13 protein-coding genes are annotated in these 12,828 nt (G+C 42.8%); 8 read left to right on the top strand and 5 right to left on the bottom strand.

Going from position 1 to position 12,828, the window contains the following annotated elements; all coding sequences use genetic code 11:
- Positions 1 to 75: 75 nt before the first annotated feature.
- Entirely contained in the window at positions 76 to 1,086 is a 1,011-nt protein-coding gene (locus tag HL061_RS06835) for an RluA family pseudouridine synthase (protein ID WP_071002375.1), read from the top strand.
- A 139-nt stretch (positions 1,087 to 1,225) separates the two neighbouring features.
- Complete coding sequence (locus HL061_RS06830) at positions 1,226 to 1,939, top strand: HAD-IA family hydrolase (protein WP_071002374.1); 714 nt, start codon at positions 1,226 to 1,228, stop codon at positions 1,937 to 1,939.
- Positions 1,940 to 2,024: 85 nt separating this feature from the next.
- On the opposite strand, the gene yihA is transcribed toward HL061_RS06830, so the two are convergent.
- Positions 2,025 to 2,792, bottom strand: a complete 768-nt coding sequence (gene yihA / locus HL061_RS06825) for a ribosome biogenesis GTP-binding protein YihA/YsxC (RefSeq protein ID WP_071002373.1) — start codon at positions 2,790 to 2,792, stop codon at positions 2,025 to 2,027.
- 670 nt (positions 2,793 to 3,462) lie between these two features.
- Here yihA and HL061_RS06820 point away from each other — a divergent pair.
- From HL061_RS06820 to HL061_RS06805, 4 genes are all read left to right on the top strand, one after another.
- The gene (locus HL061_RS06820; RefSeq protein WP_058024226.1) at positions 3,463 to 3,798 is read left to right on the top strand and encodes a c-type cytochrome; all 336 of its coding nucleotides are present in this window, start codon (positions 3,463 to 3,465) and stop codon (positions 3,796 to 3,798) included.
- 323 nt (positions 3,799 to 4,121) lie between these two features.
- A complete protein-coding gene (locus tag HL061_RS06815; protein ID WP_093067562.1) occupies positions 4,122 to 4,790 on the top strand; it encodes a c-type cytochrome in 669 nt (222 codons plus the stop codon).
- A 309-nt stretch (positions 4,791 to 5,099) separates the two neighbouring features.
- Positions 5,100 to 6,230, top strand: coding sequence for a hypothetical protein (locus tag HL061_RS06810; RefSeq protein WP_240365860.1), 1,131 nt, complete (start codon positions 5,100 to 5,102; stop codon positions 6,228 to 6,230).
- The gene (locus tag HL061_RS06805) at positions 6,206 to 6,583 is read left to right on the top strand and encodes an RnfH family protein (RefSeq protein WP_240365861.1); all 378 of its coding nucleotides are present in this window, start codon (positions 6,206 to 6,208) and stop codon (positions 6,581 to 6,583) included. Before HL061_RS06810 ends, HL061_RS06805 begins: the two co-directional genes overlap by 25 nt.
- A gap of 50 nt (positions 6,584 to 6,633) precedes the next feature.
- On the opposite strand, the gene bamE is transcribed toward HL061_RS06805, so the two are convergent.
- On the bottom strand, positions 6,634 to 7,053 hold the full coding sequence (gene bamE, locus HL061_RS06800; RefSeq protein ID WP_058024230.1) for an outer membrane protein assembly factor BamE: 420 nt from the start codon (positions 7,051 to 7,053) through the stop codon (positions 6,634 to 6,636).
- A gap of 327 nt (positions 7,054 to 7,380) precedes the next feature.
- On the opposite strand from bamE, the gene fur reads away from it, so the two are divergent.
- Positions 7,381 to 7,815 carry a ferric iron uptake transcriptional regulator gene (fur, locus tag HL061_RS06795; protein WP_058024231.1) on the top strand — a complete coding sequence of 145 codons (435 nt, stop codon included), beginning with the start codon at positions 7,381 to 7,383 and terminating at the stop codon, positions 7,813 to 7,815.
- Positions 7,816 to 7,951: 136 nt separating this feature from the next.
- On the opposite strand, the gene HL061_RS06790 is transcribed toward fur, so the two are convergent.
- On the bottom strand, positions 7,952 to 9,073 hold the full coding sequence (locus tag HL061_RS06790; protein WP_071002369.1) for a PilT/PilU family type 4a pilus ATPase: 1,122 nt from the start codon (positions 9,071 to 9,073) through the stop codon (positions 7,952 to 7,954).
- 119 nt (positions 9,074 to 9,192) lie between these two features.
- Positions 9,193 to 10,248, bottom strand: a complete 1,056-nt coding sequence (locus HL061_RS06785) for a type IV pilus twitching motility protein PilT (protein WP_071002368.1) — start codon at positions 10,246 to 10,248, stop codon at positions 9,193 to 9,195.
- 365 nt (positions 10,249 to 10,613) lie between these two features.
- Between HL061_RS06785 and HL061_RS06780 the strand changes: the two genes are divergently transcribed.
- Positions 10,614 to 11,342 (top strand): YggS family pyridoxal phosphate-dependent enzyme, encoded by a 729-nt coding sequence (locus HL061_RS06780; RefSeq protein ID WP_093067942.1) that lies wholly within the window; start codon positions 10,614 to 10,616, stop codon positions 11,340 to 11,342.
- Positions 11,343 to 11,408: 66 nt separating this feature from the next.
- Here the strand turns inward: HL061_RS06780 and HL061_RS06775 are convergent, their stop codons facing one another.
- Positions 11,409 to 12,683 carry a hemolysin family protein gene (locus tag HL061_RS06775; protein ID WP_093067574.1) on the bottom strand — a complete coding sequence of 425 codons (1,275 nt, stop codon included), beginning with the start codon at positions 12,681 to 12,683 and terminating at the stop codon, positions 11,409 to 11,411.
- Between the last annotated feature and the right edge of the window lie 145 nt (positions 12,684 to 12,828).

Genomic DNA, 12,828 nt, shown 5'->3' with positions numbered 1-12,828 from the left:
CTTAATTGTCGCTCAACATGCTAAACTATAACAAATCTTTGTGTAAATACCTAACTAAAAATGACAAACTCAAAAATGACTGACGACGCTCCTACCCATGAAGCGCCTGCTATTTTCAATAGTAAAACCCGCCCACAAAGCGCTGACGATGAGATTAGCAACTTCGGCAAGGTAAACTACCTTGAAGTAACACGCCATCAGCACGACCAGCGTTTGGATAACTTTTTGCTCAATCGCTTGAAGGGTTTGCCAAAATCGCACATCTATAAAATGATTCGCTCAGATGAAGTGCGCGTCAACAATAAACGCTGTAAGGCACATGATAGATTGCAGCGTGAAGACGTCGTGCGTATCGCACCTGTGGAGTTGGCAACACGTGACAAACCTATCATCAGTACTGAGTTTGCCAAAAGCTTGCTCGCTCGCGTGGTCTATGAAGATGAAGGCTTGATCGTACTAAACAAGCCTTTTGGTATTGCAGTGCATGGCGGTAGCGGCTTGGACTTCGGCGTCATCGAAGCCATGCGTGAAGTGACGGGCAAAAAGTATCTAGAGCTGATTCACCGCATCGACAAAGATACCTCAGGGCTGTTGATGATCTCCAAAAAACGCTCAACACTCAAAGTATTGCAGCAGCATTTGGTAGACAAGACTATTCAAAAGCACTATCTATGTCTGGCCAAAGGACAGCCTGCGCTGAATGAGCAACGTATCAATGCACCATTGTTACGCTATACGCTTGCTAATGGTGAGCGCCGTGTCAAGGTAGATAGCCAAGACCCGCAAGCCAAAGACAGCCAAACCGATATTATCATTCATGAGCGTTTTATGATTAATAGTCAGCCAGTTAGCCTCATCGAAGCCAAGCCACTAACTGGCCGTACGCATCAAATCCGTGTGCATTTGGCTCATATTGGTCATGCCATTTTGGGTGATGATAAGTATAACGTGCATGATAAATCAGGCGTTCATCGTCTGTGTCTCCACGCGTGGCGCTTAGATATTCCGGGTTATGACGCTATTACCGCACCATTGCCAGACGACATGGCGGATTGGCTACCAGAGACAGCCAAGTTGCCTGAATAAGTCTAAATATAATCATTTTGGTCTAAAAATGTAGACCTTTATAGAAACATGAAAACGTCACGATACCTTATTTAATCAATAAGCCGCCGTGACGTTTTCGTATCTGCTACTTACTATTGTTATTCGTTAAGGTGAATCCATGACTGCATTATTTACCACTGATACGCCAGAACTTACTCAACACTCTCAGCTAGCAGATGAGCACCGTCTATCTGATAAGACACTAATTATTTTTGACTGGGACGGTACGCTGATGGATTCTATCGGCTTAATTGTGGATTCTATGCATGTGGCTGGAGAGGCACATGGATTTAAGACGACTGATAAAGCGGTGAAAGACATCATTGGTCTGAGTTTAATGAATGGTATCGAGATTTTATATCCTTATGCAGATGAGTCGCAGACGCTCGCCATTCAGCAGACTTATGCAGAGTACTATATTGCTAATAGCCACTGCACGCCACTCTTTGAGCCGATAGAGGATATGTTGCAGACTCTGCAGGTGCAGGGCAAAAAGCTTGCTGTTGCAACTGGTAAAAAAAGAAAAGGGCTCGATCGTGTATTGGATGCCTCTGACAGTCGCGATTATTTTGTCATGACACGCTGTACTGATGAGTCAGGCTCAAAGCCTGATCCGCAGATGTTAACCGATATTTTGGCGTATACACAAAAAAAGGTTTCTGATGCCGTGTTTATCGGAGACAGTATCTATGATATTCAAATGGCAACCAAGCTTGGCATGACCAGTATCGCGGTCAACTATGGCACAGCAACAAGTGCAGAGCTTGCCGCTCAGCAGCCGACATATCAGGTTGATACGCCGCAAGCATTGGCTAAGCTATTGTGTGCTTAAATAAAAGCCTTTTTAACTTACATAAAAAAAGGGTTTATCGTTAATATCGACAAACCCCTTTTTTGATGCCTGGCAAAGACAATATTTATTCAGCATCTTTTGGTGCGTCTGTCACTGAGTTAGCTACCAGTTGTTCACTAGCATCATTAGCAGTATCATTTTGTGTCAGATTACTCTCAATGATTTTGTCATTATCAAGCTGGTAGTCGTACCATCTACCCATGACACCAGCCAGCTCATCCAGACCTTCTTTTCTCAAGGCTGAAAATAACTGGATAGTACAGTTTAAGCCGAGTTTTTTGAGTCTTTTGCGGGTATTGAGTAGGGCATTTTTGGACGCGCCATATTTTAGCTTGTCAGCTTTGGTGAGCAAAATATGGACAGGTAGCTCGCCATCTTTTGCCCAATGCAGCATCTGCTCGTCAAAAAACTTGAGTGGGTGACGAATGTCCGTCATCAGCACTAGGCCAGCAAGACTTGAGCGCGATACTAGATACTCTTCTAGCTCGACCTGCCATTCTTTTTTCATCTCAAGTGGTACAGCGGCATAGCCGTAACCTGGCAAATCAACCAGTCGTCTATCAGTGTTACCGATACTAAAAAAGTTAATCATCTGCGTGCGCCCAGGCGTTTTGGACGAGCGTGCAAGCTGGCGCTGATTGGTCAAAGCGTTGATAGCTGAGGATTTACCAGCGTTTGAGCGTCCTGCAAAGGCAACTTCTAATCCCATATCAGGTGGGCAAAGCTTAAAGGTGGGCGCTGAGGTCATAAATTCAGTCTGCTGAATTTTCTGACGAGATTTGGTGTTGAACAGCGCATGTTCGGCAGCAACATCGGTAAACGGGGTATTCATAAATGGCTCATTAATCTTAAAAAATTAGATACGGGTATAAAATTCTGGTTAGCTGGTGGTTGGTTTAAGCCATGACTTCAATTTAGCAAATATGCAAAAAGTGGAAAGAGGCTCTTCTTTATCAGCGCTTACACCTTGTAAAGTTAGCGATTTGATATTATCCGCTATTCTATACTATTACCTGTCTTACTTATTGAAATAACTGCGATTAGCATCATATAAATAGTAGGATAACATTAAAGTTAATTGTTGATTAGAATAAGTTTTTAGTGTTAACAAAGCTGAATATAATTTATCTATGTTTGCATGACATATATTGTTACAATGTTTAATAAAAGACATTTAGGACGTATTGAACATTCGACCATGGCACTGACAGCGACTATTTTTTAGGCGATTCGATGTTAAAAATAATAAGTTTAGTCACTCTAAGCGCTTATTTTTAACGATGAAGCGGCAAAAAAGAGTCCTGTCCCCTGCTTTTATCTTTGGGGCTGATGCTAAAATTGCCCCATACTGCGTTACAAATCTCGCTAAGGCATCTGCATTATCGTCGCTTTGTGCCTTGTCTGGAACCATTTTAGCGATCAGCAGTGCCTATTTGCGAATGTTCGACACGCCCTAATAGAACGATTGATGTGATACGTGAAATCTCACGAGGAGGTGCTCTATGTTTTCAATCAATAGACTTCTTAGTAAGGGCTATCATGCTCTAACAGTTGGCAGTGCTGCCTTATTGCTAAGTGGCATCATGATCAGTAGCGCAGGTGCGGCTGATATTGCTACTACTTATGATAACTCATGTGCAGCCTGTCATGATAGTGGCGCACTAAATGCTATCAAAAAAGGCGATAGTGCCAAATGGCAGAAACTTATTGAGCAAAAGGGCATGCCGACACTCATTAAATCTGTCAAAAGTGGCATGATTCAAATGCCAGCAGGCGGTCTTTGTAACACCTGTAGTGATGATGACTACCGTAAGCTTATCGAGTATATGAGCAAGTAGTCCATTTAGAAATGAAGCTTGAAGCGATAAGTAAGATAGAGCGCTGGGTTTACAACCTGAATGCGCTTTTTATTTTTGCCCTATACTTTAGGCTATGCTCATCAGAAAACTGATGAATACTACGATTAAGTAGGCAAATGATACAAAGTCTTGCTATAATAATCGAAAATAAACCCTGATGTTAGTAAGTACTTTCAGACTGCTTGTGTCCAAGACCTCAAAATATATGCCACGCCTATGATTAAAGAGGCGACTATATTAGGTATCTTATCCGTGCAATCACTCTAAATAATGCTTACGCCGAGCTAGTAGGATTTGTATCAATGAAAAAGTTAATCGCTGCTGCCAGCTTATGCGTTGCAAGTTTCAGCGTACAAGCTGCTATTATTGTTCCTGAGTATGACGTCGATGCAGGTCAGAAAATTGCAGAAACCGTTTGTGCTGCTTGTCATGGTCTTAATGGGGTCAGTATTGTTCCTGCGCAGCCAAACCTTGGCGGCCAAAATGTAAAATATCTTTATAAACAGTTAGTTAACTTTAAAGCAGGCTATCGCAAAAACGGTGTCATGCAGTCACAGGTTGCTAACTTGTCTCAGCAAGATCTAGCCAACGTGGCAGGTTACTACTCTAGCCAAGCGCCTTGGGGTGTTGGATACGGCAACCCTGCAACGAACCAAGAAGCCACCAAATTATTCTTGGGTGGCGATAAGTCACGCGGTGTGATTGGTTGTGCTGGTTGTCATGGTCCGGATGCTGCAGGTAACCCTTGGGCAGCGTTTCCAAAATTAGGCGGGCAGCATGCTCAATACATTGCCACTCAGCTAAAACTATTCCGCGCCGCTGGACGTGCTGATGATATCGATAGCGATGATCAAAAACGTGTCAATGATGCTGCGAAAGAAGGTGAGATGGGTATGATGCAAACCGTTGCATCGAAATTATCAGATCGTGACATTCGTATCTTGTCAGACTATGTGAGTGCTATTCACTAATTAAACGGCACTGATGATCACTATCTGATACGCACGTTGTAGATAGAATTATTGAGCACCTTGCACATATTGATCATGTCTGAACTACTAAACCCCGATTTCGGGGTTTTTTTATAACTGTTTGTCCCTTATATTGAAAAGACAATGTACAGCTGAATTGCTTTACAGAGGCAACTCATTGCTCTGTATAATTATAAATTACCGTTATTCACTTTATACCATACTCAAAAATGCGATTAGCTGTATCGAACTCGTTTTGCTTGCTACTGTCGTTTTTGTGAATGGTATTAGATCGTTTGGATTGAGATTATGATGATCCGTTATGCTTCTTATTTTATCGCGGTATTGTTACCGTTGTTATTATTTCGCTGGTTTGCCCCTGCTTCAATCGGTGAGATCGATTTTTGGTTATTATGGCTGCTAGCAATGGTGTTGGTCGCGTTGCCAGTTGTTTATGCTGAGATAGCTTTGGCTTATCGTAGTGTCGAGGGACCTTTGGCCGGTATGCAAAAGCTCACTCGCGAATCAGATGCAAGCCCAATATGGCGAAGCTTTGGTTGGCTGGCTGCATTGGTTTCTATTGTGATTGCAGCATTGATCATATCAGGTGCCAGTACAGGGATATTAACCGCTTTGACTGAGCTTAATAGTACCCCTGATGTACCAAGTTTTGCGGTTGCCGCAGGGTTGATGGTTATTACTGTGCTATTAAGTCTGCTTGGCGTTGCGCCTTTGCCTATTGGCCTCGGATTGATGGTCGTTGGATTAATATTGGGCATCGCAAATGGTGTGCCTAATATTAGTTTTGCTATGACCGATATTAGCTTGGTTGAATGGGCGCGGGCAGTGGCGCTAGCATTGGTCAGTGTTGGTGCGGGTACAGGGTTGTACTGGTTCGGGCAAAACTTGGTCAGTAAGGAGACGGTCACTGCCGTGGAAGCAAGCAGCCAACAGGCACAAAATAAGGCTGCTCGTAATTATCGTGCCACCAAATCGGTATTGCCAATTTGGGTGTTGCAGCTATTGGTAGGGGTTGTCGCGTTATTTATTAGTGGTATGTCGTTACCACCGATTGGACAACTACTCTATTGGGCTGGCGTACTATTCGTCGTTAGCTATTTGCTGCATTACAGTACTCAGCAGTTAGCGCATAAGTTTGGGCTGTTAGTTAGCTTGATAATAACTTTTGTTTTAGCATTGCTACTAGTGGTTGCGATTCCGACGACTTGGCTGGTAGGCATTCTAGTTATAGTGAGTAACATAGCGGTACTACTATTATCGGTATTTGCAGGATGGCAGATGAAGATCAGTCATTTACGCAAATCATTGAACTTTAGCAGCGAAGCATTCTATAACTTATGGCGAGTTGCGATACGTCTTGTCGTACCGCTGGCATTGCTATTGGCGTTAATAGGTTGGGTGATACAGTGGTTGAGCTAACAGGTGATGGCGGTAAGCATAGCAATGCGCTGCAATCGGAGTTAATGACAGTCTATCTGGCGTATGCGGAAGATGAGCAGCGCCAGCATTATCTGGCGTTAAAGGTTAGCCAAGGTACGAGTCTGTATGAGGCACTAGGCAAAGCTGGCTGGCTTGAAAGGTTTGCAGCGCTGGCAAAATGGTGTGAGCAAGCAGTAAACGTTACAACGCCAACCGCTAAACGTTGGCATGTGGGCATCTATGCACAAAAACAGCCGCTGAATTATCTATTGCAGCCTTTTGACCGTATCGAGGTATATCGCAGTTTAAGCGCTGATCCAATGTCTCAGCGCAAAAATAAATCTCGCGGTTAAGTTATTATTAATTTTAACTGTTAGTCATTCGAGCTGATAAATCGTACGGATTACGATGCTGGCAAGCTCTCGATACCTTCGATGCGAGTGACCAAACCATTATCATCAAAGTAAACAACTAAGTGTTGGCTTGCATTTTTGACATCAGCAATGCCTTTACGGCGGCCTTCGGTACCTGCTTGGTAATCGTAAATGTAATCCCAGCGCTTAGGCTCAAGGGTATCTCTAATCGCAGGACTGCCAAGGATATAAAGTACTTGGTTCTGATTCATCCCTACTTTTAGTTTTTGTGCTTGGGTTTGAGTAATCGCTGTGCCTTGAGGCAAATCAATCTTATAAACGCTCAATAGTGAGCAGCCAGACATAGCGACAGTAGCGCTCAGCATACTGGTGATAACAATGTTACGTAGTACGCTGGCATGGCTTAACGGACGAAAATTTAATGTCTTTATCATGGTAAGATGACTCATAAGAAATGAATTAGGCGCGGCCAAAGTTAGATGGTGCGAGTCTGACCGACAATCTTGGACAAATGATACGTCATTTACTTGCAATTGCCTACCACTTACGACATTATTTACCAAACACCACCTGAATGGTTTTATTATTTATATTTTAAATTCATAGGCTTGCACTGCGGTTATTCAGGGAATTATAAAGCAGTCCGTCACCTCATCAGCACTGTTTTTAGGGTGTTAAAACCACTTATATTTAATAAAGAATAATCAGCAACGATTATTTATCTCATATTTTTTAGTTTTTCATTTGCTAAGACTGTCACAGTCAGAAGGGATATTATGGCTTCTTTTACCAATCAAGATTTACGTAGAGCAGGATTGAAAGTTACGTTGCCTCGTATTAAGATTTTAGAGCTGCTAGAAAGCGCCGAGTTACACCACATGAGTGCAGAAGAAATATACAAGGCGCTCATCGAACAAGGTGAAGATGTTGGTCTTGCCACGGTCTATCGTGTACTCACCCAATTTGAGCAGGCGGGCATTGTAGAGCGTCATAACTTTGAAAATAACTTGTCAGTGTTTGAAATTACCCAAGAAGAGCATCACGACCATCTGGTCTGTGATGTTTGTGGCAAAATCATTGAATTCCATAATGAGATGATCGAGGAAGAGCAGCTGAAAGTCGCAGAAAAGCACGGCTTTAAACTATCGGGTCACTCGTTAGTCTTATATGGTATCTGTGCTGACCAAGCTTGCAGAGACAGTGCCAAGTAAAGACCTTGGTTATCAATTAAAGCTTTATTTTTATAAATGACTCTAAGATCTCTTATATTAAGAAGCCCTCATTATTGATAATGAGGGCTTTTTTGAGTTTAATTTTTCAGTATGTACTGACATCACTCTCAATAGCTTAACTGATGTCTAAAGATAAACTATCCGCACCTTCATCTAAATTAGCCTTACCGTTTTTGCTACTGAGCTTAATTTTTAGGCGTAAGTCGTTAGGGGAGTCAGCATGCAAAATTGCCTCTTTATAAGTGATCTCTCCTTGTTCATACAAGTCAAAAAGCGCTTGATCAAAGGTTTGCATACCGCTGTCTCGAGAGCGTGTCATGACGTCTTTGATTTCATGCACCTCACCTTTACGGATATAGTCGCTAATTAGCTGTGAGTTTAATAAAATCTCAATAGCAGCACGGCGTCCTTTGCCATCAGGGGTTGGAATGAGCTGCTGAGCGATAATGGCCTGCAAGTTCAGTGACAAATCCATAAATAGCTGATTATGACGACTGGTTTCAAAGAAATGAATAATACGGTCAATCGCTTGGTTGGCATTATTGGCATGCAAGGTTGCAAATACCAGATGCCCTGTCTCAGCGTACTGGATAGCGTAGCTCATGACCTCACGGTTACGAATCTCACCAATCAAAATGACATCTGGTGCTTGGCGCAACGTATTTTTTAGTCCTGCTTCAAATGAATGAGTGTCGATACCGACTTCACGCTGAGTGATGATACAACCACGATGTTTATGGACAAACTCGATAGGGTCTTCTATGGTAATGATATGCCCATGAGAGTTTTGGTTACGATGTCCAATCATAGCCGCGAGCGTAGAAGATTTACCTGTGCCGGTCGCGCCGACCAGCAAGATAATGCCGCGCTTTTTCATGGCCAGTTCTTTGAGCGCTGGCGGCAAGCGTAGTTCCTCAACAGTTGGGATCTTATTCTCAATTTTCCGTAAAATCATTCCTGCCATATCGCGCTGTATGAATGCACTGACCCGAAAGCGTGCTTGCTGTGCTTCATCAGATATAGCAAATTGACACTCGTTCGTCTCTTTAAATTCTTTTTGCTGGCTAGGGGTCATCACTCCTTTGACTAACATCATGGTTTGATCAGCGGTCAAAGGGGTTTTACCGACAGGTAAAATTTTTCCATTTACTTTCATGGAAGGCGCTACATCAGCAGTAATAAAAAGGTCAGAGCCATTTTTATTAATCATCAACTGCAATAATTTATCAATGTCCATATCGTACCTGCATTCGATGTAAGTCGATTAAAAGTTATTTAGAGTAGTGTATTAAAGGTCATTCATAGAGACCAATAACAATTTAGCACCATTCACGCTTTTTTGTGATTTGGCTGAGACTATAAAAATGCCTCAGGTTGCTTGGCATAAGGACGAGCCACATCTTTACTGATGGTGCCTTTTGCAACCAAGTTCTTTAAGGTTTGATCAAGCGTAATCATGCCTTCGCCTGCACCCGTTTGGATGGCAGAATACATCTGAGCAATTTTGTTTTCACGTATTAAGTTACGGATAGCGGGTGTGCCTAGCATGATTTCATGAGCTGCCACACGTCCACCAGCTTGACGACGCAATAGGGTTTGTGAAATAACGGCTTGTAGTGACTCCGATAGCATGGCACGAATCATATCTTTTTCGGCGGCAGGGAATACGTCGATGACACGGTCAATCGTCTTAGCGGCTGAGCTAGTATGCAGAGTGCCGAATACTAAATGTCCTGTTTCGGCCGCAGTCAGTGCCAAACGAATGGTCTCAAGGTCACGTAACTCACCAACCAAGATGACATCTGGATCTTCTCGCAATGCCGAACGTAATGCAGGCTCAAAACCTAAGGTATCGCGGTGCACTTCACGCTGGTTAATCAGGCTTTTTTTCGATTCATGGACAAATTCAATCGGATCTTCAATCGTTAAAATATGCTCTTTACGACTTTCGTTAATATAATTAATCATGGCCGCTAGCGTCGTCGATTTACCCGAACCAGTTGGGCCGGTAACTAACACCACGCCACGTTTGAAGTCTGAGACACGTTTGAACACGTCGCCCATCCCTAAGTCTTCCATGGTCAATACTTTAGAAGGGATGGTACGAAATACCGCGCCTGCGCCGCGATTTTGATTGAATGCATTGACTCGAAAACGTGCCAAATTTGGAATCTCAAAAGAAAAATCTGTCTCAAAGAACTCTTCAAAATCAGCGCGCTGCTTGTCGTTCATAATGTCATAAATGAGCTGATGAACCACTTGGTGCGTCATCGCAGGCATATTGATGCGTGTCATCTCACCATCGGTACGAATCATCGCAGGCATGCCAGCTGAAATATGTAAATCCGATGCTTTATGTTTGACCGTAAAACGTAGCAAGTCTTCGATACTTAAGGTGTTTTTTTCAGCCATAATCCGATATTCCTATCAATTAGTCAGGGTAAGACAAAAGAGCATAAAGGCACGTGGTAAACTATCCATCAATCGCTTTGTTCAAGCGTAAAATATTGAAGAGTGAACCAGCATGCCGTCTTTACCACCGCTATCATATTCAGTAGCATATGTTAAAGCATGTAACAATATCATAACAAGACTGTGAGTATTTAACCATCTACTCCTTTAAGAAAATATGAAATTAGTCATTTTTCAGCTAATTTTATATATGAGCGATAAATAATTTTTATTAAAAATATTTAAATTAAGCAGTCTCAGCCATAAACTATTTATAAAACCTATTAAAAATTAAGTAAATTTTGAGAGCCTTATATATGACTGATATGAAAGAGACAAATCAAAGTGTTGATAATCAGACGCTTCTCGCTAATTGGCAGCAAGTCAAAGAGCAAATGACCCAAGCCTATGAACAGGCATCTGAGCGAGATAGTAGATCTGCCAACACTACCATTTTGCTAGCCGTGTCAAAAACCAAGCCTGCCAATATGATTGCTACTTTGGCGAATGAGGGACAGCAGCACTTTGGCGAGAACTATCTACAAGAAGCCATTGAAAAAATAAATACGCTAAAATCGAATCCTGCATGCGCGGATATCGTCTGGCATTATATCGGCAGTATTCAGCGTAATAAAACACGCGATATTGCCGAGCATTTTGATTGGGTGCAAACCCTTGAGCGCGATATCATTGCCAAACGTTTAAACGATCAACGCCCAGATGAGCTCCCAGCATTGAACGTATTAATTCAGGTAAATATTGATAACGAAGACAGCAAGTCAGGTTGCCTACCAGCAGAACTGCCAGCATTAATCATAGCGATTAAAGGCTATGAGCGCTTGCAACTGCGCGGGTTAATGATTATCCCTGCCAAAGCAGATACAAACGCTTTTGCACGAACCAAGGCATTGTTTGACGATATAAAAGCCAGCCACCCAGAGTTGGATGCTTGGGATACACTTAGCATGGGGATGAGTGGCGATATGACAGAGGCGATAGGCAATGGGTCTACCATGGTACGTGTTGGTACAGCTATCTTTGGTGCGCGAGATTAGTTTTGTGCGCGAGACTAGAATGCTGCGTACTAGGCCAATTGAATAAATGATTAATTGGCCAATCAATCAAACCGTATCTTCTCGTTTGGTCACTAGCATTTGCGTGATTTTTAGATTGTCCGTTGCAATGATTTCAAACCGATAATTGGCGTACTCGATGGTGTCGGTCTTCTTAGGAATTTTGCGCAGCATATACATCATAAAGCCGCTGATGGTCTCATAGTTCTCACTGCGTGGTAAGTCGACGATATCTAATGCACGAATGACATCTTCAATAGGGGTCATTCCATCGATCAGCCACGAGTTGTCTGTGCGCTGAACAATAGGCTGCTCCTCAAGCGTCACCAGCTCGCCCATCACAATGCTCATCACGTCTTTGAGTGTGATAACACCAACCACAAGCCCATATTCATTCACGATGACAGCGAAGTCTGCGCCAGTCGATTTGAACATCTCTAATACTTCAAACAAAGACAAGGTGTCCGGTACAAATAGTGCCGGTTTTAATAGAGATTTGTCTGTCAGATTGACCTCTTGCTGATTTAAAACCAAGGCCAGAAAGCTACGAGACTCTACATAACCCACGATATGTTCTAGGTCGTCATCATGGCAGACCAAAAACTTATTGTGCGGCTGCTCAATCATGATATTTACGACTTCTTCGGTACTGGTTTTGGTATCAAAATAAACGATATTTTCGCGTGGGTTCATCACTGAGGTGACGGTACGCTCCTGCATATCAAAGATATTTTCTATCAGATGATGCTCTTGTTTTTTTAGCACGCCTGCTTCAGCGCCTGCATCCATGACGGCATAGATATCTTCTGGGGTCATATCATCTTGGCGAATGGTTGAGATACCAAAGGATTTAAAAAGGATATTTGCAGCGCCATCGAACACCCAGATAATGGGTTTTAATACAAAAATCAAGAGAATCATTGGGCGTACCAGTCGCACCGCTATCGCCTCAGCACTCGACATTGCCAAGCGTCTGGGCATCAGATCTGCAAGTAATGAAAACAGACTGGTGATGAGTGCAAACGATATCACTGAAGCCACCGCTTCACTATTAAACATCTGCTCCAGATAAGGACTGATGGCTGACTCGCCCACAGCACCCGCCGAGATAGCAACCGCATTGAGTACTATCTGTACGACCGTGATAAAGCTCCCAGGATGATCCTGCATATTGAGGACGTCAAGTGCGCGAACATCGCCTTCTTTTGCCATGATTTGCAGTTTGATTTTGCGTCCTGCGGCAATCGCAATTTCAGCAGCAGAGACAAAGGTACTCAAGGCAAGTAGAAGGAGAAGAAAAACACTGGCAGTTAGCAAGCTCATGACATACTCGAAAAGAAGTAAAGAGGAATTGGGTCAAAAATAGTCAGTAGGTAAAGGGAGAAGATCAGAAGGTGGACGGTAAATTTGTTCATGTATAAAAACCAAAAAAGCTGGGCAAGCACCCAGCTAATAGGAAAAATTCGAC

Source organism: Psychrobacter sp. PSP (genome assembly GCF_024085615.1).
Lineage (GTDB): Bacteria > Pseudomonadota > Gammaproteobacteria > Pseudomonadales > Moraxellaceae > Psychrobacter > Psychrobacter pacificensis.
The sequence above is the reverse complement of the archived record's forward strand: the minus strand, read 5'-3'. Positions and strand labels throughout refer to the sequence as shown.